Origin of the sequence: Brevibacillus dissolubilis, from assembly GCF_006170445.1 — a bacterium.
In the GTDB taxonomy this organism is placed as follows: domain Bacteria; phylum Bacillota; class Bacilli; order Brevibacillales; family Brevibacillaceae; genus Brevibacillus_B; species Brevibacillus_B dissolubilis.
On the sequence record NZ_VCNA01000011.1, the window covers coordinates 90,017 to 109,446 of the forward strand.

General features: G+C 48.6%; 18 protein-coding genes. 1 reads left to right on the top strand and 17 read right to left on the bottom strand.

Annotation, left to right across the window (positions count from 1 at the left end; genetic code table 11):
* Nucleotides 1-15: 15 nt before the first annotated feature.
* The 11 genes from FGI41_RS19385 to FGI41_RS19435 form a co-directional block, all read right to left on the bottom strand.
* Nucleotides 16-798, bottom strand: a complete 783-nt coding sequence (locus FGI41_RS19385; RefSeq protein ID WP_139491977.1) for an enoyl-CoA hydratase/isomerase family protein — start codon at nt 796-798, stop codon at nt 16-18.
* A complete protein-coding gene (locus FGI41_RS19390) occupies nt 795-2,321 on the bottom strand; it encodes a phytoene desaturase family protein (protein WP_139491978.1) in 1,527 nt (508 codons plus the stop codon). The genes FGI41_RS19385 and FGI41_RS19390 overlap by 4 nt, the downstream gene beginning before the upstream one ends.
* A 6-nt stretch (nt 2,322-2,327) precedes the next feature.
* Nucleotides 2,328-3,098 carry a 2-oxo acid dehydrogenase subunit E2 gene (locus FGI41_RS19395; protein WP_139491979.1) on the bottom strand — a complete coding sequence of 257 codons (771 nt, stop codon included), beginning with the start codon at nt 3,096-3,098 and terminating at the stop codon, nt 2,328-2,330.
* Nucleotides 3,099-3,107: 9 nt separating this feature from the next.
* Nucleotides 3,108-3,326 (bottom strand): acyl carrier protein, encoded by a 219-nt coding sequence (locus tag FGI41_RS19400; protein WP_139491980.1) that lies wholly within the window; start codon nt 3,324-3,326, stop codon nt 3,108-3,110.
* The gene (locus FGI41_RS19405) at nt 3,323-5,218 is read right to left on the bottom strand and encodes an HAD-IIIC family phosphatase (RefSeq protein ID WP_139491981.1); all 1,896 of its coding nucleotides are present in this window, start codon (nt 5,216-5,218) and stop codon (nt 3,323-3,325) included. Before FGI41_RS19405 ends, FGI41_RS19400 begins: the two co-directional genes overlap by 4 nt.
* A gap of 12 nt (nt 5,219-5,230) precedes the next feature.
* Nucleotides 5,231-6,268: a ketoacyl-ACP synthase III gene (locus FGI41_RS19410; RefSeq protein WP_139491982.1), complete on the bottom strand. Its 1,038-nt coding sequence runs from the start codon at nt 6,266-6,268 to the stop codon at nt 5,231-5,233.
* A gap of 15 nt (nt 6,269-6,283) precedes the next feature.
* Complete coding sequence (locus FGI41_RS19415; protein ID WP_139491983.1) at nt 6,284-7,021, bottom strand: SDR family NAD(P)-dependent oxidoreductase; 738 nt, start codon at nt 7,019-7,021, stop codon at nt 6,284-6,286.
* Between the two features lie 14 nt (nt 7,022-7,035).
* A complete protein-coding gene (locus FGI41_RS19420; protein WP_139491984.1) occupies nt 7,036-7,779 on the bottom strand; it encodes an SDR family NAD(P)-dependent oxidoreductase in 744 nt (247 codons plus the stop codon).
* Nucleotides 7,780-7,941: 162 nt separating this feature from the next.
* Nucleotides 7,942-8,229, bottom strand: a complete 288-nt coding sequence (locus FGI41_RS19425; protein WP_139491985.1) for an acyl carrier protein — start codon at nt 8,227-8,229, stop codon at nt 7,942-7,944.
* Between the two features lie 58 nt (nt 8,230-8,287).
* Nucleotides 8,288-10,633 (bottom strand): beta-ketoacyl-[acyl-carrier-protein] synthase family protein, encoded by a 2,346-nt coding sequence (locus FGI41_RS19430; protein WP_255298545.1) that lies wholly within the window; start codon nt 10,631-10,633, stop codon nt 8,288-8,290.
* A gap of 13 nt (nt 10,634-10,646) precedes the next feature.
* Nucleotides 10,647-11,747 (bottom strand): alpha/beta fold hydrolase, encoded by a 1,101-nt coding sequence (locus FGI41_RS19435; protein WP_139491986.1) that lies wholly within the window; start codon nt 11,745-11,747, stop codon nt 10,647-10,649.
* A 306-nt stretch (nt 11,748-12,053) separates the two neighbouring features.
* Between FGI41_RS19435 and FGI41_RS19440 the strand changes: the two genes are divergently transcribed.
* Nucleotides 12,054-12,911 carry an LTA synthase family protein gene (locus tag FGI41_RS19440; protein WP_139491987.1) on the top strand — a complete coding sequence of 286 codons (858 nt, stop codon included), beginning with the start codon at nt 12,054-12,056 and terminating at the stop codon, nt 12,909-12,911.
* Between the two features lie 97 nt (nt 12,912-13,008).
* Here FGI41_RS19440 and FGI41_RS19445 read toward each other — a convergent pair whose 3' ends face one another.
* The 6 genes from FGI41_RS19445 to FGI41_RS19470 form a co-directional block, all read right to left on the bottom strand.
* On the bottom strand, nt 13,009-13,980 hold the full coding sequence (locus tag FGI41_RS19445) for a siderophore ABC transporter substrate-binding protein (protein ID WP_139491988.1): 972 nt from the start codon (nt 13,978-13,980) through the stop codon (nt 13,009-13,011).
* A gap of 84 nt (nt 13,981-14,064) precedes the next feature.
* Nucleotides 14,065-14,823: an iron ABC transporter ATP-binding protein gene (locus FGI41_RS19450; protein WP_139491989.1), complete on the bottom strand. Its 759-nt coding sequence runs from the start codon at nt 14,821-14,823 to the stop codon at nt 14,065-14,067.
* Complete coding sequence (locus FGI41_RS19455; protein ID WP_139491990.1) at nt 14,820-15,767, bottom strand: iron chelate uptake ABC transporter family permease subunit; 948 nt, start codon at nt 15,765-15,767, stop codon at nt 14,820-14,822. The genes FGI41_RS19450 and FGI41_RS19455 overlap by 4 nt, the downstream gene beginning before the upstream one ends.
* Nucleotides 15,760-16,710, bottom strand: coding sequence for an ABC transporter permease (locus FGI41_RS19460; RefSeq protein ID WP_139491991.1), 951 nt, complete (start codon nt 16,708-16,710; stop codon nt 15,760-15,762). The genes FGI41_RS19455 and FGI41_RS19460 overlap by 8 nt, the downstream gene beginning before the upstream one ends.
* 328 nt (nt 16,711-17,038) lie before the next feature.
* Nucleotides 17,039-18,313, bottom strand: coding sequence for an MBOAT family O-acyltransferase (locus FGI41_RS19465; RefSeq protein WP_176560357.1), 1,275 nt, complete (start codon nt 18,311-18,313; stop codon nt 17,039-17,041).
* A complete protein-coding gene (locus FGI41_RS19470) occupies nt 18,310-19,389 on the bottom strand; it encodes a hypothetical protein (protein ID WP_139491993.1) in 1,080 nt (359 codons plus the stop codon). The genes FGI41_RS19465 and FGI41_RS19470 overlap by 4 nt, the downstream gene beginning before the upstream one ends.
* Between the last annotated feature and the right edge of the window lie 41 nt (nt 19,390-19,430).

The following is a 19,430-nucleotide window of genomic DNA, read 5'->3' on the forward strand; positions in this document are numbered from 1 at the left end:
CTCTCCCGACGTTTTCTATATGTTTTTCAGACGCTCTACGATTCCCGGATGGGCGAAGCTGTCGATCAAATATTGCTTTTCCAGTTCCAGCTGATCTTCTAATGATGCCCTTTGTCCGTGGCGCAACAGCTCTTTGAACCGGACGATGTTGTCTGTCTCGCCGGTGAGCAGTTGATTGCAGAACTCCTCGACCCGCTGCATCATAGCGCTTCTTTTTTCGATGACCTCATGGAACAGACCCCAGCTCTCTGCTTCTTTGGCTGTGAACAATCCGCCTGAGAGCAGAAGCTTCATCGTACGGGACTCCCCGATCAGTCTTGGCAGGAAGTAACTGGAGCTAAGGTCAGGAGTAACCCCCATATAATAGAAGTTTTCGATGAACTTCGCTTTTTCCTCAGCAATCCGGTAGTCGCAGGCCAAGAAGATGTTGAGCCCGCCGCCATAGGCATATCCATGCAGAGCAGCGATGGTGATCTTAGGAGAATAGTAGATCGAGAGAATGATCTGGTTGAGCTTGGAGACAATCTCGTCAAGCTCATACATCCCACGCTCCTGCTCGGTCAATGCAATCAGCCCTTGAACATCCGGCCCTGCTGAAAAATACGCCCGGCCTGTGCTTGTGAAGACAATCACTTTGCAATCCGGATTGATATTCTCTTGCCCGATGGCTTCCAGCAAAGCATCTGCCATTTTCATATCCAGTGTATTTTTGCGGTCAGCATAATCCAGTTCGATATAGCTGACACCCTCGACATGGCGTACCTTGACAACATCCATCACTTGGGTTGCTTCCATCATCGACCCTCCCCTTTGCTGACCAGTACTTTACCAGCTTGGGCAGCTTGAATCTTATTGAAGAGCTTGTAGGCAGAGAGAAGGACAGAGACGATGCCCCCACCTGGATCGGTCCAGTGCCCGGAGATGTAAAGACCTTGGATTGGCATCTCATGTTGCGGACGGGAAATCATCTGCTTCATGTTCTGCTCCCAGCCATAGATCGCACCACCTGTGTTGTTCGTGTAACGCTCCATGGTTAGTGGTGTGCCTGACTCGACGAAATCAAGATGCTTGCCAAGATCCGGAACCGCCTTTTCCGCTATACGGATGATCGCTTCTTCGTATCGCGACTTCGCCTCTTTCCAATCCTCGCCGATGTCGTACGGTACAAACGTGGTGATGATCGCCGTATGCTTACCTTCTGGAGCAAGCGACGGATCTACCAATGTCGGAGCTGAGATCGCTGCCGCTACAAGCGCGTCTGGTCCAAGCGTCGCCGCGTTCTGATGTCTCTGGAAGATATCTTCGTAGTCATAGCGGTCGGATACGAAGGTCTCATGTGCCAGTCCCATCTCATGCAGCGGCAAATCCGTTCCGATGAATACCTCGAAGGCAGAAGGGGATACCGTGGAGTTGGAGATACGCTTGAGGAAGCGGCCAGTGAAGTGATCCGCCCCGACCAACTGATGAACCATCTTGGTAAAGTCACCGTTGCAGATAATCAGCGGCGCCTCGACGAATTCACCTGTCTGCAGCTGGATGCCTTTGACCTTCTTATCTTCGACGAGGATCTTCTTGACCTCATTGGGCAGGCAGACTTCCCCGCCGCATTCTTCGATCCTCTTGACATAGGCATCTGCGAGTCCTTGAAAGCTGCCCTTCAGATAATAGATATCTTCTTGGAAATAGCTCATGATCGCATAGGCGTAGTACAAGGTGCTTCCCGACTTAGGCGGTGTACCGAAGTAGATCCACAGAGTCGAGAAGGCGTAGACAGCCTTCGGATCCTTCAGATAAGAAGCGACGAAATCATGGAACGATACCGTCCGATATTTCATAATCATTGGATTGGAGAGTACCATCATCGGGTCGCTTGCGTGCAGCATGTCGATGGTTACCTTGTACAGCGCCTCCATCTCCCGCACCAGTTCCTTGATATTCTCCCTCTCATGCGGGAACTGAGCACTGTATGCTTCGATCAGACCCTCTACTCCCCGTGGTACCACGAATTGATGATCTGGATAGTGAGCACTGTACACCTCATCCAATCGAATGAATGGCAGCTTACCTGCCAACCCGACTTTATCGAGCAGCATGTGAAGCAATCCGTCCTCATGCTCAGCCCCTGCTACGATCCGCACCGCTCCGTCAAAAGTATATTTCTTGCGCGTGAAGGAGTGAGCATACCCTCCGGCACGGTAATGCCGCTCTGCCACAAGTACGGAGTAGCCTTCCTGGGCAAATAATGCTGCTGCTCCAAGTCCCCCCATACCTGCTCCGATTACAATCACATCATACTTGCTCTTTTTCGGTCTTCGGGCCAAATCCGGTCACCTCTCCTCCGCAAAATTTTCAACATACGTCTTCACATCAGCCAAGATATCAGCCGCCATCCCGCCATCAATCGCACGATGGTCAAAAGCCAGGCTCAACCGCATCATCGGACGAACAATAATCTCGCCGTTGCGCACGACTGGCTTGTCCTCGATCGTGCCTACGCCAAAACAGACCGTAGCAGAGATAATCGGATAGAACGACTGAATCGGCTGATGCCCCAGAGACGTGATACAAAAAGTTCCTTGCAGCTCTTCCCGTTTCGCAAGGTTGTTCAACACGCGGTTATATACCCATTGGCCGATGCCAAGCGGCAACGATTGCAGCTTGCGCACAGCCGCGAACTCTTCCAATTCTTCAAACGAATGATCCCGGAAGTGCTCCACGGTCTGCTGAATCTCTTTTAACCCAATCCGATCGGAATGACTGACCAATCCCGACAACACCACCCGCTTGTCATTGATCACCTTGTCGATCGTGAACTTGGCAGTGATGTCAGAGTAATAGGCCATTTTCGGGCGGAATCCGTGCTTGATCGTCGAGTTGGCTTCCGGGTATTTGCGCAGCACCTGTGAGATCGCGTGGATGAGAAACGTCACATAGCTGATGGTATCGCCTTTTGACTTATAAGCTTGACGAGCAAGTTTCACGTTCGTCATATCCACATCTACATCCAGATAAACAGGACGGAATTCTTGTGCATGCTCTAAAAAGTAGTAGGTATGCCGTCTCTCTTTTGGGAATAGGACGGTACGTAGACCTGCCATGTTGATCACCTACCCCACCAATGAAGCCAGATCGGAAACGGTCTTCACTTTAGAGAAGTCTTCCATGCTGATGCGGACACCGAACTCGCTTTCGATGTTGGTCAGCACGCGCAGAGCGTTAACGGAATCCCAGCCTTCGAGCTGCTCCAGCTCTGTTTCATGGGTAAAGTCTTCTTCGATATCGAGGATGTCGCAGAGAAGTTCAACCAGTTGTTCGGTTTTAATCATGAGTGAATAGCCTCCTTATTCAAATGCATCGTAATCCATGAAACCGATTCGCCGATCTCTTGCAGAGAGTGACGGAAGATCTTGAGTTCGCCGTCCTCTTCCACCAGTTCGAAACCATGGTTAGGATAAAAATCTTTGACAATGCCGTTCTTCGGACTTGGGATATATTCACCAAATACCTCCTGCACCTGCTGCTCTTGGGCCAGCTTCAGGATATGGCGCAGGACAGCGGTCTCGATGGAACGGGAGAATACCCGGCAGCTCATCAGGAAGTTGCGGATCGTCCAAGCTGTCGGAGAGATTTTTTCGATAATGACACTGCCGATCAAGCCGTTGTCACCGAAGCGGTCGGTGGTCTGAAAGCCAATGATGAGGAAATCATCGCTGTTAGCCATGCTCTCCATCTCAGCCTCTTGATAACGGCGGGTGGTCATGTTGAACTGATTGGTACGTACGTTCAGCTGGGCCAGACGCGGCAGATAGAACGGCTCCGGCGGGAGAAGATACAGCTCGATATTTAAGCCTTCGAGGTACTCTTCTACAGAAGCGGTCGCGGTACGGAACATCTCGCGCTGGGCGATCTCTTTGTACTGCTGGGTACGCTTCTGGTCCTCTTTGGTCAGGCTGATGGTGTTGAAGTAGCCTTCATGGACCAATGTCGTCAGGTAATAAGATGGATCCTCCGGCATCTCAGGGACGCTAACCATCGGGAGATGCTCACGAACCATATTGCGCTCGAACGGATTGTCATCGACGAACACCAAGCTGTCCAATCCGATGTTTAACAGCTTCGCGATGTACTCGATATTGCCGTGCTTGACTTCCCAGTTGGCGCAGATCACGACAAAATCTTTTGGACGCAGCTGCATGTCCGGATGCTTCTCCAGCGCCTCCATGACATTGCTTTCTTCATTTTTACTGTTGATGGTCAGCAGCACGCCTTGGCGTCCGATCTTTTTAATGGCCTTTTGGAAATGGACAAAAATTTTCCCCGGTGCGGAGTCGCCCAGTTGGATGCCGTTGAGTCCGTCATCCCCGATGATGCCGCCCCACAGGGTATTGTCGAGGTCAAGTACCAGACACTTTTTGCCCTGTCCAAGCACGGCGCGGGAGATTTTAACCATCTCTTTGGCAATGGTTGCGAGCAACTCAGGCCCCATGTACATGCCGGCATAGTAAGCCAGACGTTGATCCAACAGCGGCGCTTCGGATACCTGCTGCGAGATCACTTCCATATCGATGGTGACCACTTGCGGCATCTCTTCGGCCAGTGTCAGCAATTGTGTATTAAGCGTGCGCCACACCTTACTGAAGCTTGCCTTGGACTTGTAGTCGATGATCATCTGATAGGTCTCAGACGGCATCGGGATCGTGTTGGTCACGAACAGGCCCTTGGACAAGCTTTGGTAACGGGAGATCAGCTGGTGCAGCTCAGATACCTTCTGTTCTGCAATCGTCGCGATCTCATCGACATCCCACTCTTCTGACAGGTCATCGAGAATGATGTGGGCATCCAGCAGGCAGAGCGTGATATCCGGCTGGAACGCGTACAGACCGCTCTTTTCATTGAGCATCTCGTAGATATATTGGTTAAAGTCCGCCACATAGACGTCGAGCACGATTCCCTGTTGGACGAGCAAGGTACGGAGCATATGTGCAATCGCATCGCATGTGAAGTTACTGAGGATGGCGATTTTGATCGGGCGAAGTGTCGCCGGTGCGTCTTGGTTCCAATCGGCAAGGGTTACCTCTTTCGCCAGGTATCCTACCTTTTCCAGCACAGCTGCTGTTTTGGCTTGCTGAAGAGTCTGGATGACCTGCTTCTGATTGACACCCCAGGAGCCTTCCTTTTTCACCGTGCGTATATATTGAATGATTTCTTTATCGTTCATAAAGATCACTCCCTATTCTTTTCGCAAAGCAATACCTGTTTTGAGCCATTTGGAAGATTCGATCGCGACACCGACTGCTGTCTCACCGGACTGCATTCTTTCCGCAAGCATGCTGAGCTGAATATAGGGGAGAGCATTCCCGTTGTTACCTGTCTCCGCTACGCAGTTCAATGCTTTACCCTCTGCCAGCTCCAGATAGGTACAGATCTTATCAGTCATGATGCCGCCCAGCTGTGGTGGCATATAGTATGAGACGTCCTCTTTACTCCAGCCCGTCTTGGTCAGCAGCTCGTCCATCATCTCGCCCGCCATCGCAGGGACATGCGCTTCAATTGCTTTGTAGTCTTCCTTGGCCGACTGGATTCGCTTGCCTTTGGAATCCTTCATACTGCTGTCGACAATCGTACCGAACCAGTTCATGACCTGACCCGGCTCACGGCCCAGACCTTCGAATCGGGTGACGATCTGTTCGATCTTGATTCCGGACTTCTCTGCATCATTGGACATGACGACCGCACCCGCACCGTCTCCAAACAGAGCCAAGTTGATCAATTCGGACGAGCGGATCTTCTTAAAATCGCGGGAAAAATCAAGGTATTTGTTCATCACGTCGCCACCGATGACCAGACCGTTTTTGAATGCGCCACTCTGAAGGAAGCGATAGGCCACTTCAAGACCCTGGAGCGCACCGGAGCAGCCTGCCTGGATTTCGAATGTAGGGACATTGTTCATACCCAGACGGTCTACGACGAGGTTGACAGTCGCTGGCATCAGGTGGTCAGGTGTCGCGGTGGACATCACCACGAAGTCGATCTGTTCTGCGGAGAGACCGCTGTTTTCCAATGCTTTCTCAGCCGCACGGGTGCATACATCCACGAGTTCGAATTTAAAGACTTTTTCATCCAGATCGCAGGCAAAATAGCGCGTCTTAGTGCCGATCATGGTATCGATCCAGTCTTGGCGCAGCCCAAAGATCTCTTCCATCTTTTCGTTCGTAATGGATTCACCTGGCAAAAAGCTCCCCAGACCAATCAATTTTACATCCAGCATGAAGACATCTCCTTTTTACAGTTGAGTTTCGATTCCGGCACTGACATGGAAGTTCTGTCCGCTGATATTGCCGATAACAGGTGTAACGAACATATCAATCGCAGGGATCATCTGTTCCACTGTATACAGCGGCACCTTCAACCCGAAGATTTCCAGAGTGGAACGCTTCGCCTTTTTGGTCTCACGGTCAAACTCTTCGTCGTAGTAACCAAGCGTGAGTACGTTGGTCATAATCTTGAAGGCGACCAGTTCACGAGACAGGGATTTCATCATCGAAATCTTGCCTTGTGTAAGTACTGGTGAACTTGGATAGCCGGCATAGACAAGCGCATCATAAATCACCGGGAAAATGATCGCCCCTGACTTGCGCTTCATCATGTCCCCAGAAGCAAAACGAGTGAACAAATACATTTTGCGGAACTGCTCCTCGACGAACAAACCGAAGCCCTGCGGATCACGCTCAAAAAACTCTTCATCGTTGATCATTTCATTGCCGTGAATGAGCACATCCAGACCGTCCATCTGTGCTTTCGCTTGCTGCAATGATTCATTGACAGAATTTTCGCTAAATTCCGTATCAACTATGTATGAAAAACGCTCCGCATGCTCTGGCGCAAGGGTTTGCTGGTAGGCTTCTGCCGCCGTCTGATCTTCAAATTGAAGCGTGACGCGGTGGTCTTTGGTCAATAGGTGGCTGGCAATCATTTGATTAAATTCATGATCGCCCCATGTAATAAATATCGCTTTGCTCATCGTTTTCTACCTCTCTATCGAATGAATCCGCCATCAACTTTAATGACTGTATCAGTTACATAGTCAGATAAGTGAGTAGAAAGATAAAGCACCGCATTGGCCACTTCTTCCGACTCACCCAGGCGTCCTATATTAGTGTAACGCAAGAAATTTTCGATCTTTTCTTTCGGCACATGATCAATCATTTCGGTGCGGATCATCCCTGGTGCAACTGCATTGAAATAGATCCCTTCCTGCACATATTTGCGTGAGAGCATACGTGTCAGGCCGATGATTGCCCCTTTGGAGGCTCCATAGTTGGTTTGTGCTTCCCGGCCTAACACACCGGTAACAGATACGACGTTGACTACCTTACCTGCTTTTTGTTCGAGCATATAAGGGAGGACTTCTGTGCAGCAGTTATAGGTACCGGAAAAATTGGTATGGAAAACCGCTTCCCAATCCTTTGACGGCATCTGGGAAACGAACTGGTCACGCACAATTCCGGCATTATTGACAAGAACATCGATGGAACCATACTGCTCTTTCACATCGGCGAACATCTGTTTAATGAAGTCAGTGTCTGTAATGGAGCCTTTGAAGAAGTGCCCCTGCAGACCGCGCTCAGCAAAATCATCGAGGATCACTCGTGCGGACTCATCGCTACTGGCATAGACACCGATGACACGCGCTCCTTCTTCTGCTAAGCGGTAAAAGATAGACTTACCAATACCACGTGTGGCACCTGTTATGATTACATTTTTATCTTTGAGAAGCATAGGATTCTCCTTTATGGCAAAATTCAAAGGATGGATTTGCACGGCGTTTTAAAAAAAAGAGCAGGGGTCCAGAGTTTCCAATGATTCAAACATGACTCCAGACATCCCTTTGCCCAATAAATTTCGCTCTCATACTTCGAAGAAATTGTTGCCGGTATTACCTTACGCGGATACGGATTCTTGCAGCTTTTCGCTTACGAATTGTGCCAAGGTTTCTACAGAGTAGAAATGCTTTTGGATTTCTTCCTGAGGGATCCCTTGGATTTTGATACCGAACTCTTCTTCAATACCTGCAACTACGTCCAAAGCTTCAACGGAGTCAAGACCAAGACCGGAGCCAAAGAGCGCGTCCTCATCGTTGATTTCTTCAGCCGTGATATCTTCAAGTTCAAGACGATCAATCAAGATGCTTTGTTTGATGGTTTCTTTGATTTCTTGTACGCTTTTCATGGTTAATCTCCACCTTTTTGTTTATATAATATATTTGAATTTCTACGCAACGGACGTATTATTCGATGGCGGACAGAACAGCCGCAATATAATTTCCGTTCGTAGAAGACCCAACAATGAGACCGTGCTTAGCACGAGGAGGAATGGCAGGATTTGCTGTTTCTTGTGCAGCTGCTGCCGCTTCCAGCTCAGCTTGTCCACTGTGTGCTTGTGCGAAAATCGATTCCGCCGCCATGTACATCTGGACGAGAGAGCTTGTGGATTCGGCATAACCAAGGTATTGGTCAAACGAAACAACCGGAATTGATCTGTCAGCAACCAGTCCATCCAATACTTGTTTGGTAGTCGCAACAGTGTCAGTCAGGCTAAGGGTGCTGTAGTAGACAAAACCGATGTCATCCATGCTAAGGCCGGAACGCTCCAGAGCGGTATTGACAGCGCGCTCCAGCTGTTGGCTGTCGCCTTGGCTGCCGCCGAATGTAGAGCCAAAGCCCTTCAGTTCGGAGTAGACGCGCAGTCCTTGTTCTTTTGCCTGATCCAGATCAGCAAGGACAAGGAAGCAGCTGCCTTCTGCCAATGGATAGATGCTTTCATTGAGGCCGAGTACATGGTCTACCTCAGTGGCCAGTGGGGAGAATTCATCGCCCGCCCCTACCAGGCAGTAGGCTTGGATGCCTTTTTTGATCGCTTCGTACCCGTAGAGAGCACTTGCCAGACCATCATTACCACCTGTGCTAAGAGAGGTGCCGTAGCCCTTGACTCCCAGCTTCATTGCCACTTTACCCGCTGTCGAGTTGAGAACCATGTCTGGGAAGTAAATGGAGCTTGCATATTCAGGGCCCTTCTCCAAAATACCTTCCAAATATTTTAACGAGCTTTCCAGACTGCCGCGGGACGTACCGTAGATCAAGCCAATCTGCATCGCATTGGAGTCATCAACCGTAATGCTGGCATCACGTAATGCTAAGTCAGCGGCTCCAATACTGAATTGGGCAAGACGGTTCATCCGTCGCTCGTAGAGGTTAGCATCGTATTTTTTCAATTGGAATTCACACTCTTTGCTTGCCTTCTCCGTTTGGAATACCTGTGGCAATGCACCGCTTTGGAAAGTTCCGAGCGAGTTGATGAGACCCATCCCCACAATCCCGACACGGGTTTGTTTGGGAACATCGATTGTTTTCTCTTCCGTTTGGCTCACTTTCCAGTTACGGGAGACGATGGAGGCATTGTGACCACCGAACGCGGAGTTATTGCATAAGAAGAACTCAGGGCTGCATTCGAGCATCTCGTTGCCGATGATGTTGGCATCCTCACAGCCTTCGCGCTTCTCTTCGAGGTGAAGCGTCGCCGGCAAGAAACCTTCCTGCATTGCAAGCAGAGTGGATACATATTCGATAGATGCAGCTGCACCTAGATTGTGACCAAAGTACGCTTTGCTGGAGCTGATCGGCAGCTTCTTGAATTCATCTTCACCGAAGATGCTACGAAGACCGATTAATTCAGCCGGGTCATTGGCTTTGGTACCGGTACCGTGGGTATTGACGTAGCCCACTTTGGTTTTGTCCAGACCGGCATTTTCCAGTGCGATCTCGACTGCCAGCTTGATCCCGCGGCCTTTTGGCTCTGGAGCAGTCGCATGATAAGCGTCCACGCTCAGACCATAACCGCAGATCTCTGCATAGATATGTGCGCCGCGCTCCAGTGCAGAAGACAGAGTCTCCATGACCACAAAGGCAGCACCTTCACCAAGACTGAGACCAAAACGCTTGTTATAAGGCGAGCATGGCACCGGGCTTAAGGCCTGCAGGGAGTTAAAGCCTGCATAGACGGACAAAGACATCGAGTCGGAGCCGCCTGCGATCATGACATCTGCATATCCTTCAGCAATCATGTCATACGCATAACCGATGGCATTGCCGCTTGCAGCGCAGGCTGTATTGATCGTATTGACCGGGCCTTGTACGCCGAAGAAGCTGGCTACATCATCACCTTGCTGGAAAAACGGATAGCGCTTGGTCAGATGCTGATCCAGATTGTTCATGCGGCCTTGTACTTCCAGCGAGTTGATCCCGCCGTTACATGTACCAAGGGACAAGCCTACACGCTCAGAACCTACTTGGCCCAGCTCAAGACCACTGTCTTGGAGCGCTTCTTTTGCCGCAATAATCGCGTATTGCGCACAACGGTCATAGCTATCCTCTTCTTGAGCGGAGAAATATTGAGATGGGTTGTAATCCTTTACCTCCGCTCCCATGCTGCTTAAGAATTTGTCTGTCGCGAAGCTTTTGACAGTACCGATTCCTGTTTGATTTTTCTTCATGTTGGCGATGACTTCGTCTTTATTACCGCCTAAACCGCAGATGATTCCTACTCCCGTAACCACAATTCTTTCTCTTTGTTTCAAAGCAGTTACCCTCCTATACAGTGAACTTCTGTCGGAATACACGCTTCATTGCTTCTAGTCTGAATCCCATTCCCAAAACGAACTTGGCCATCACGAGATTGCTTCTCTGCTGACGCAAGACGCTCAACGGAATGTACTTCTGAATCTCGCCCATATGTCCAGGTGACCCGTGAACATCATCAAACTCCAGCAATTCGAGGTTCTGCACATTCTCTAGCAAGAACGCCTTTTCGCTGAGTGGGATGATTTCGTCTCGCAGACTGAACACATAGTGCAGAGGAATCTGCAGCTTTTTCATATCGTCTGGACGGATCTGCCATGACTGGATGTGTTCGAACACCTCGTCAGGGGCTTTTTTCATCAGATGGGCCAATGTCCGCTTAGTCGTCTCCGGCACCGTCTTCCACCAGTCCTGATCCCGGTAAAAGTGACATAACGGAGCACCAACTGTCGTGATTCCCCGGATACGCTTGTCCACTAGAGCCTGTTGAATCCCGAGTTGACCGCCGAAGCTCATCCCGACGTAGTAGGTGGAAGATACGTCAATCCGACCAGCCAAAGCATCCAACACACATCCGATCATCTGATGAGAGTTTTCATCATACACAAGAGGATTTTCCCCGACCCCCGGGCATTCCGCTACTACGACTCCAAATCCCAACTTCTCAGAAGCGAATAAAAATTTCGACCATTGTTCTTTGATAGAAACAATGCCCCCAATAACAAACAATAACGGTCGATTAGGGTGGTCCAATCCGGCCGCATAGACTTTGATCTCGTTTCCTTGGTAGGGAACCGTAATGATCTCTACTTTTTTCTTTGATTGTTCTACCAACGTCAGGAAAGTTTGAATACACAGATTATGCGCCTTTTGTCGAACCGTAGAGTCGATGTAGGGGAATCTGGCGAAATTGTAGCACTGGATCGCTTGCTCAGTCTTATTGGAGCTGAGTAATTGATTGCCAAGTCCTATCCACTCATAGGCCCAACTACCTGAATCGTCCCCTTCCTCTCGCTGAACCCGGTTCAGTAAAGATTTCAGGTCGGCATCGTTCAGATGTTGTGAGCGAGCATGAAGAACGACTAAATCTTTCAACTCACTTAGATAATCCAAAAGTCCTCCACCCCAAAAAACGACATTTTTTTATATTTTTTTCCTGTTGATATAATTATTATCATGTATACACTATGTTGTAAAGGCACATTCCTAGAAAAAAATAGTTTTTTATATAACTTTCCAAAAATGTTACTGAAGCTTAACATACTTTTAAATATTTATTAAAATCCTGAACTTCTTCTTGTTAACTTATGTTCAACGTACATATACCAAGAATTTTTGGGGAAAATAGTGTGTAACAAACTTTTTTCAACGCATGTTTAGCTATAACGATCAACCTATATTTTTGAGAGGATTACATGAATGCCAAATTACTTCTGGTTTCTCCTCCTCATCCTATTTAGTTTAGCTATATTGTTTTATACGCTCTATAAAAAGCGAGATCCCATGGTTATGGTACAATGGTTTTTTTTAGCTGGGTTGTCTTATGTATTTGAATTGATCACCCTTGTCTATCTCAACGGGTATACGTACCATCCCCACCTGCTCCCTAAGGGATTCGCGGACAGCATTATTGGCTCCATTGCCTCTCAAGGCCTGTCTGTCCCCATCACCGGTGCGTTTATTGCAGCATTTGATTTGGGGTGGATCTGGATTCTTCTCATCAGTCTGCTGTTTGTCGGGACTGAAATCCTTTTTTTATTTCTTAACTTATATGAGCACCAATGGTGGAGCATTTATCTGACGGCAGTCATGTTGCCCTTGAGTTTTTGGTTGAGCCGTAAATGGTATCAGCTGCTAAAGGCCCGTTACCATCCGCTCGTCTGGTTCACCACGCTATACTTCTGCATTTTTTGCCTTACCGTTACGATTGTCTGGTTTATTTCCACTGTTTTTTATCAGTATCAAATGGTGTATGGCTGGTTCATTGATGCGGTACGGGACCATACTGCCGTGAATGGAACGTATTACCTGGTTACATCGTTTGTGTATACTGTGATCTTATTTTTGGATGGTCAGTATAAAAAGCAGGCATTCCTCCTGATCCTGATCATCCTGAGTGACTTCTTCCTTTATCTTGACGGGATTTTGCAAATCACATCTCCGTCTTGGTCGATCCTTTACTTCCCGGTCATGCATCTGTTGGTATTGGTATTGTATACATATGCTAACCGTTGGCTCTTGGGGTATCAGTATCAACGAATCCGTTCTCACTCCTAGATCTTATCTAGACAAAAAGGGTTCCATCCGGGAAAACCGTTTCGTTTCCCAGGATGGAACCCTTTTTACATAGGCTGTTCTTATTTCACTACTTTTCTTATTTCACTACGTTATCGATCTCTTTTGTCATTTCGGCGACAGAGATCAGACCGCCACCGGAGAGATACCAGTAGTTCGGGTCAAGATACACGATAGTGCCGTTTTTGAATGCTTTTGTGCCTTTAACCAGCTCATTCTCAATCAGAGCTTTGGCTGCGGACTTGCCTTCTACAACTGCATCACGGTCGATGACGAACAGATAATCAGGGTCTTTTTCTACGATGTACTCAAAAGAAATGCTCTGACCATGGGTAGATACCTCGATGTTCTTGTCAACTGGAGTCACACCAAACACGTCATGGATGATACCGAAGCGTGAACCTGCGCCATAGGCACTGATTTTACCGCCGTTAGCCAGAATGATGAGACCGTTTTTGCCGCCAGCAGTTGCTTTTTCTTTCAAGCCTTTGATCGTTTCGTTGATCGCTGCAAGTTCTTTCTCTACTACATCTTCTTTGCCAAAAATCTGTCCGAGAGTCTTCGCATTTTCAGTGAAGGACTCCATGTATTTCTTGGTGTCTACAGCCATGAAGACGGTTGGAGCGATCTTGGAGAGTTCTTCATAGGATTCTTGTTGACGGCCGGAGATGATGATCAGATCTGGCTGGAGGGAGTTCAGCTTTTCAAAGTCTGGTTCTTTGATGCCGCCTGCGTTTTCATACTTCGCGTCTTCATATTTGGAGAGGTAGCTTGGAACGGAGTCTTTTGGCAGTGCGATTGGTTCCACGCCCAGTTTCTCCATGGTGTCCAGTACACCGTAGTCGAATACGACAACTTTTGCAGGGTTTTTCTTCACTTTGGTTTCACCCAGTTGGTGCTTTACGGTGATTTCTTCAGGGGCTTGTGTGGATTCAGCAGCTTTTGGTGCTTCTGCTTGGTTGGAGTTAACTTCAGAAGTAGCTTGGCCGCACGCGGCTACAATTACGGCAAAAAACACCGTCATCAGAATCATAGATAATTTGGCTTTCATATTGTTCACCTCTGACAAGTTTTTCATATAGGTAAATGAATGGGTAAATCATTCATTTGACTAACAAGGGTTGGGGTGCGGTTTTTACGTGAAATAGACACAGATTTGGTTCCCATTGATATTGTGGATCTCGAAATCCATCTCATAGATCTCCTTGAGCACGGTTGGATCGATGATCTCGTCTGTCGTGCCTTCTTTGATCACTTTGCCGTCTTTGAGCGCCACGATGTAATCGGAGTAGCAGGAGGCGAAGTTGATGTCGTGGATGACGATGATGATCGTTTTGTTCCATTCACGCACCAGCTTCTGAAGAACCTTCATGATCTGGACGGAATGCTTCATGTCGAGGTTGTTCAACGGTTCATCCAAGAGGATATACTCCGTATTTTGCGCCAGTACCATCGCCAGATAAGCTCGCTGTCTTTGACCGCCGCTTAATTGATCGAGGTATTTGTCCTGGATGTCTGTCAGCTCCATATAGGCGATGGCTTCCTCGACATATTTCCAGTCTTCTTTGGTCAGATTCCCCTGTGAATACGGGAAGCGTCCGAAGCTGACCAGATCTTTGATCGATAAGCGAACATTGATATGGTTGGACTGCTTGAGAATCGAGATTTTTTTGGCGAGGTCGTTGCTGTTCCATTTGCTCAGTTCGCGGCCCTCGATGAACACCTCACCTTGGTCCATCTTGATCAGACGGCTCATCATCGACAGAACGGTACTTTTCCCTGCACCATTCGGCCCGATGAATGAAGTGATTTTACCTGTCGGGATCTGAAGGGACACATTCTCTACCACATTCTTGTTGCCATACTGTTTGGAAATGCCTCTTACCTCGATCATGCTTTGTTCCCCTTTAACAGTAGATAGATAAAGTAAACACCGCCGACAAAATTGATAATGACACTCAGCGTAGTCGAGAAGGTGAAGACCCGCTCCACCAGAAGCTGGCCACCGACTAACGCAATCACACTGATCAGGATCGAACCGAAGATCAGGGACGAGTGACGGTACGTCTTCATGAATTCATGGGTCACATTGGCGACCAGAATCCCAAGGAAGGTGATCGGCCCCACCAGTGCCGTCGCGATGGAGATCAGGATCGCTACGATGATTAAGAGTCTTTTGACTACATAATCATAGTTCACGCCCAGATTGACCGCCTGTTCCCGGCCGAGTGACAAGATATCCAAGTACTTCGCGAATCTCATAAAATACAGGGTCACTGCAATGATCCCGGCAACCGAGAGCAGGAGCAGGTCTGTGTTTACATTGTTGAAGCTGGCGAACATCTTATCCTGCACAAGCAAGAATTCATTCGGGTCGATCAGCACTTGCATGAAGGTGGAGATGCTTTGGAAAAGGGTGCCGAAGATCAAGCCGACCAACAGCAGGTAATAGATGTTCTGTCCTTCCCGTTTGAACATGAAGTGATAGAGCAACAGGGCGAAGAGAACCATGAGTCCGACAGAGATCACGAAGCCCACATTTTTGCTCATCATCGTGAGCGTGGTGGCTCCCATCACGAAAAGAAACCCTGTCTGAATCAGCATATAAAGCGAATCCAACCCAATAATGCTCGGTGTCAGAATCCGGTTGTTGGTCACCGTCTGGAACACCATCGTCGAGAGCGAGATTGCTGCACCTGTCAGGATGATGGCAAAAATCTTCTTGCCCCTTCTCGGCAGGATGTAATCCCAGTTCCCACCGGCATCAATGACCATGTAGAAGACGACTAGCAGGATGGCGAGGATGGAAAGCGTACCAAGCTTTGCCTTGTTATGCATAAGCTCTCCCCCTCATCAACATATACAGGAAGATCCCGCTTCCCAGCACACCCACCGTCAATCCGATTGAGACCTCATACGGATAGATGATGACCCGGCCCAGAATGTCACAGAACAGGACAAACACGACTCCGAGCAATGCGGTGTGTGGCAGGCTCTTTTTCAGGTTATCGCCTTGATAGATACTGACGATATTGGGGATGATCAATCCGAGGAACGGCAGCATCCCGACGGTCAGCACGACAAGCGCGGATACGAGCGCTACGATCGTCAGACCGATGTTGACGATCTTTTTATGATTCAGGCCAAGATTGGTGGAGAACTCTTCCCCCATCCCGGCAATGGTGAACTTATTGGCGTACAGGTAAGCGACGATGAGAATCGGGATACTTATGTACAGCATTTCGTAGCGGCCCTTCATAATCACGGAGAAATCACCTTGCAGCCACGCGGACATGTTCTGGATCAAATCATATTTATAGGCAAAGAAAGTGGTTGCTGAGCTGACGATATTGCCAAACATCAAACCGACCAGCGGAATGAAGATAGGATCTTTGTATTTCACTCTCTCCAAAATTTTCATAAAGATGAACGTGCCAAGCAAAGCAAAGACGAAGGCAACCAGCATCTTTTGCAACGGACTGGCCGAGGTAAACAGCAGCATAGAGATCAATATCCCAAACCGGGCAGAATCCATGGTACCAGCCGTCGTCGGAGAGACAAATTTATTGCGGCTGAGCTGCTGCATGATCAAACCGACGACACTCATGCTCATACCCGCTATGATGATACTGATCAGACGGGGCAGCCGGCTGACCAATAAGATTTGCAGTTTTTCATCACTTAGATGGAAGAGATCAAGCGGTGAAATGTCCTTCACACCAACAAAAACCGATGTGACCGATAAGATCAGGAATGCCAGGAGTAAATATCTTGTTTTCATAATCTCTGCTTACTCCTCCTCCGTTTTATCCACTAGACAGTAGTAATGATATTCATTATCATTGAGAATGATTAACAATACCGATTATACTTGATTATCTTATTTTGTCAAATATTTTAGGCTAAAAATATAGAAATTTGTTTCACGGGCATAAAAAAATCAGCCGATCTCCAGGCTTGGCAGAGATCGGCTGATGCTTATTTTAGCAGGTATTAAAAATCAGTGTAGATAAACTTGGACTCGACGCCTGTGCTTGCCATAACCACCCAGATGATCACGATCACCCAGAACGCGACACTGTACAGATAATGAAGGAGTTTCATCGCTCTTACGCCCCCATGAACATTTTATAGATCACATGTATGGCTGTGGAAAAATCGCAGTAGAAGAAAATCCAGCCAAACGCGACGAAGTGAAACGTGAGCAGGATCGCAAACACCTGACCGAGACTCTCGATGCGCGGCGGGCCCATCTTGTCTGACTTCTTCGTCACCGGCTTAGGGAACGGCTCTGGATTGCGCTTCTTTTTCCATACGGTGTAGAAGCGGACGATGGCGATCCCCATCCCGTGATAGAAGCCCCAGAAGACAAAATGCCAAGCAGCTCCGTGCCACAGACCGCTGACAGACATGGCGATCAGCGAGTTGCGTGCGGCAAAAGCGACACTGCCACGATTGCCCCCGAGTGGGATATAGACATAGTCCCGAATCCAGCTGGAGAGCGACATGTGCCAGTTGTTCCAGAACTCCGCGACATTGCGCTGGAGATACGGGTAGTTGAAGTTCTCCGGCACACGGTAGCCGAACAGTCTGGCACTACCGATGGCGATATCGGAATACCCGGAGAAATCGAAGAAGATCTTGATCGCATAGGCATACATGGCAATCCAGAGGTCCCACGTAGTAGCGGTCGCAGGTGTAAGCATATAGTTGGCGTACGGGGTCATCTGATCGGCAATCACGACTTTTTTGAACAGACCAATCAGGATACGATACAGACCCTCATACAGATATTCTTTACGGAATGTCCCCATCTCGACTGTCTGGTCATTAAACGGTGTATACCGCTTGATCGGACCAGATACCAGCGTCGGGAAGTACATGATGAACAGAGCAAATTGGAACGGCCCTGTCTTCTTCGCATGCCCGTGATAGACATCAACCGCATAGTGGATGAATTCGAACACGAAGAACGACAGTCCAAGCGGTACCACCATCTCCGGCAGGGCGAAGGCTTTTTCATAATCGATCAGGGCAAAAATCTCATTCAGCGTACTGACAGCCATTTTCAAGTACTTATAATAAGCAAGGATGGCGACGGAGAACAGAATGATCGCGGTCAGATAGAACTTCGGATTCTGATGCCAAGGCAGCTTCTCCCCTTGGTCGGCCCTCGGCTTGTACTCAAAAATCTTGAGTGAGAGCGTATACACCACGACGGTCATCACCAGAATCAACAGTGTATGCCACGGAAAATGGTAAGTAAAAAAGAGATAGCTCGCAAACAACAGCACGTGTGCCCGATACCGGCTCGGCACCGCGAACCAGTAGATCAGTAACGTCAGTAAGGAAAAGGCCGCGTAGACCCATGTATTAAAAATCAAGGCTGCGTCAACTCCTTCCCTCGAAGCCAAGGCCCGATATCTTCCTGAAGCTTTTGGGCGATGATTCGGTTGCCTTCACGCATCGGATGGAGCGAGTCAGTGAAGTGCTGGCTTGGGATCAGCTTTTCATAATCGACATAGATGGCGCCGTGCTGGACAATCTGCTCAGACAAGACCTGTACGTTCTGAGTGTAGCCCACCCGGTCGATCATATCGTACTGAGCCATCATCTCCTGATTGAGCGGAATATTAAACACCAGCATACGTGCTCCGTCTTCCTTCACGGTCTCAAGCATATAATGGAAGAAACGAAGATAGGTATCGTCTTCCTCTACAGGGACAGCCCCGCGCTTCGCGGAATTCTTCACTTTTTCCGTCCAATCTGACTTGTACCACGGCTCCAGATTGACCGGTGGGATCTCGTCATAGATGCCTTTTACCTCTTCTTCATATCGGTCATTGAGAATCTCGCGGTAGGTATAGAGCTTCCAGGTGTTGGTCACCCACAGCTGCAGCTGATCCTCGATACGGCTGCGGTCAGCGAGTGCCTTGTCTCCCTGTGCGAGCACTTCATAGAGAGATTCACCGTGATGATACTTGCTGGCAAGCTCCGGCGTCGCTTTGAAGAAGTTGACCGGCTTCTTGGTGAAATGTCCAGTGTTGAGGTCATAGACCACAATATCTCTGCTGTCCAATTCAAGCGACTTCAGGATAAAGTAGACATCAATCGGTGCGGCACCGCTCAACGCTACGTTATAGACATGATAAGGTGATCCAGTCTGCGCCAAATCTTGCTGCAAAAAGGAAGAGATCGTCTCAGAGCCGCTCCCCACTCCCCCGCCGTGAATGACAGAATCGCCAGTCAAGATCACTTTGGGTGCCGGGTCAGCATTAATCAGGTCAACAAGCGCTTTCAATTCCCCATAGGAAAACCGGGTGGACAGACGGTACTCCGGTGTGGCCTGTACTTTTGGGGCGATCAGTCTTGGAATGACAAACGTATCAATAAGCGCCAGGGCAATCACCACCAGAATGATCACCAGCGCGTTCATGCGTGGTCGTAGGAAATCTTTCAACAGCATTCATCCTTTTCCAAAAGGTCTTTCTTGATTTTATC

Bases quoted from the DNA above. Each gene is read 5' to 3' on its own strand.
- FGI41_RS19385 (WP_139491977.1), bottom strand. From the start codon at position 798: ATGATGGAAGCAACCCAAGTGATGGATGTTGTCAAGGTACGCCATGTC.
- FGI41_RS19395 (WP_139491979.1), bottom strand. From the start codon at position 3,098: ATGGCAGGTCTACGTACCGTCCTATTCCCAAAAGAGAGACGGCATACC.
- FGI41_RS19400 (WP_139491980.1), bottom strand. From the start codon at position 3,326: ATGATTAAAACCGAACAACTGGTTGAACTTCTCTGCGACATCCTCGAT.
- FGI41_RS19405 (WP_139491981.1), bottom strand. From the start codon at position 5,218: ATGAACGATAAAGAAATCATTCAATATATACGCACGGTGAAAAAGGAA.
- FGI41_RS19410 (WP_139491982.1), bottom strand. From the start codon at position 6,268: ATGCTGGATGTAAAATTGATTGGTCTGGGGAGCTTTTTGCCAGGTGAA.
- FGI41_RS19415 (WP_139491983.1), bottom strand. From the start codon at position 7,021: ATGAGCAAAGCGATATTTATTACATGGGGCGATCATGAATTTAATCAA.
- FGI41_RS19420 (WP_139491984.1), bottom strand. From the start codon at position 7,779: ATGCTTCTCAAAGATAAAAATGTAATCATAACAGGTGCCACACGTGGT.
- FGI41_RS19425 (WP_139491985.1), bottom strand. From the start codon at position 8,229: ATGAAAAGCGTACAAGAAATCAAAGAAACCATCAAACAAAGCATCTTG.
- FGI41_RS19440 (WP_139491987.1), top strand. From the start codon at position 12,054: ATGCCAAATTACTTCTGGTTTCTCCTCCTCATCCTATTTAGTTTAGCT.
- FGI41_RS19445 (WP_139491988.1), bottom strand. From the start codon at position 13,980: ATGAAAGCCAAATTATCTATGATTCTGATGACGGTGTTTTTTGCCGTA.
- FGI41_RS19450 (WP_139491989.1), bottom strand. From the start codon at position 14,823: ATGATCGAGGTAAGAGGCATTTCCAAACAGTATGGCAACAAGAATGTG.
- FGI41_RS19455 (WP_139491990.1), bottom strand. From the start codon at position 15,767: ATGCATAACAAGGCAAAGCTTGGTACGCTTTCCATCCTCGCCATCCTG.
- FGI41_RS19460 (WP_139491991.1), bottom strand. From the start codon at position 16,710: ATGAAAACAAGATATTTACTCCTGGCATTCCTGATCTTATCGGTCACA.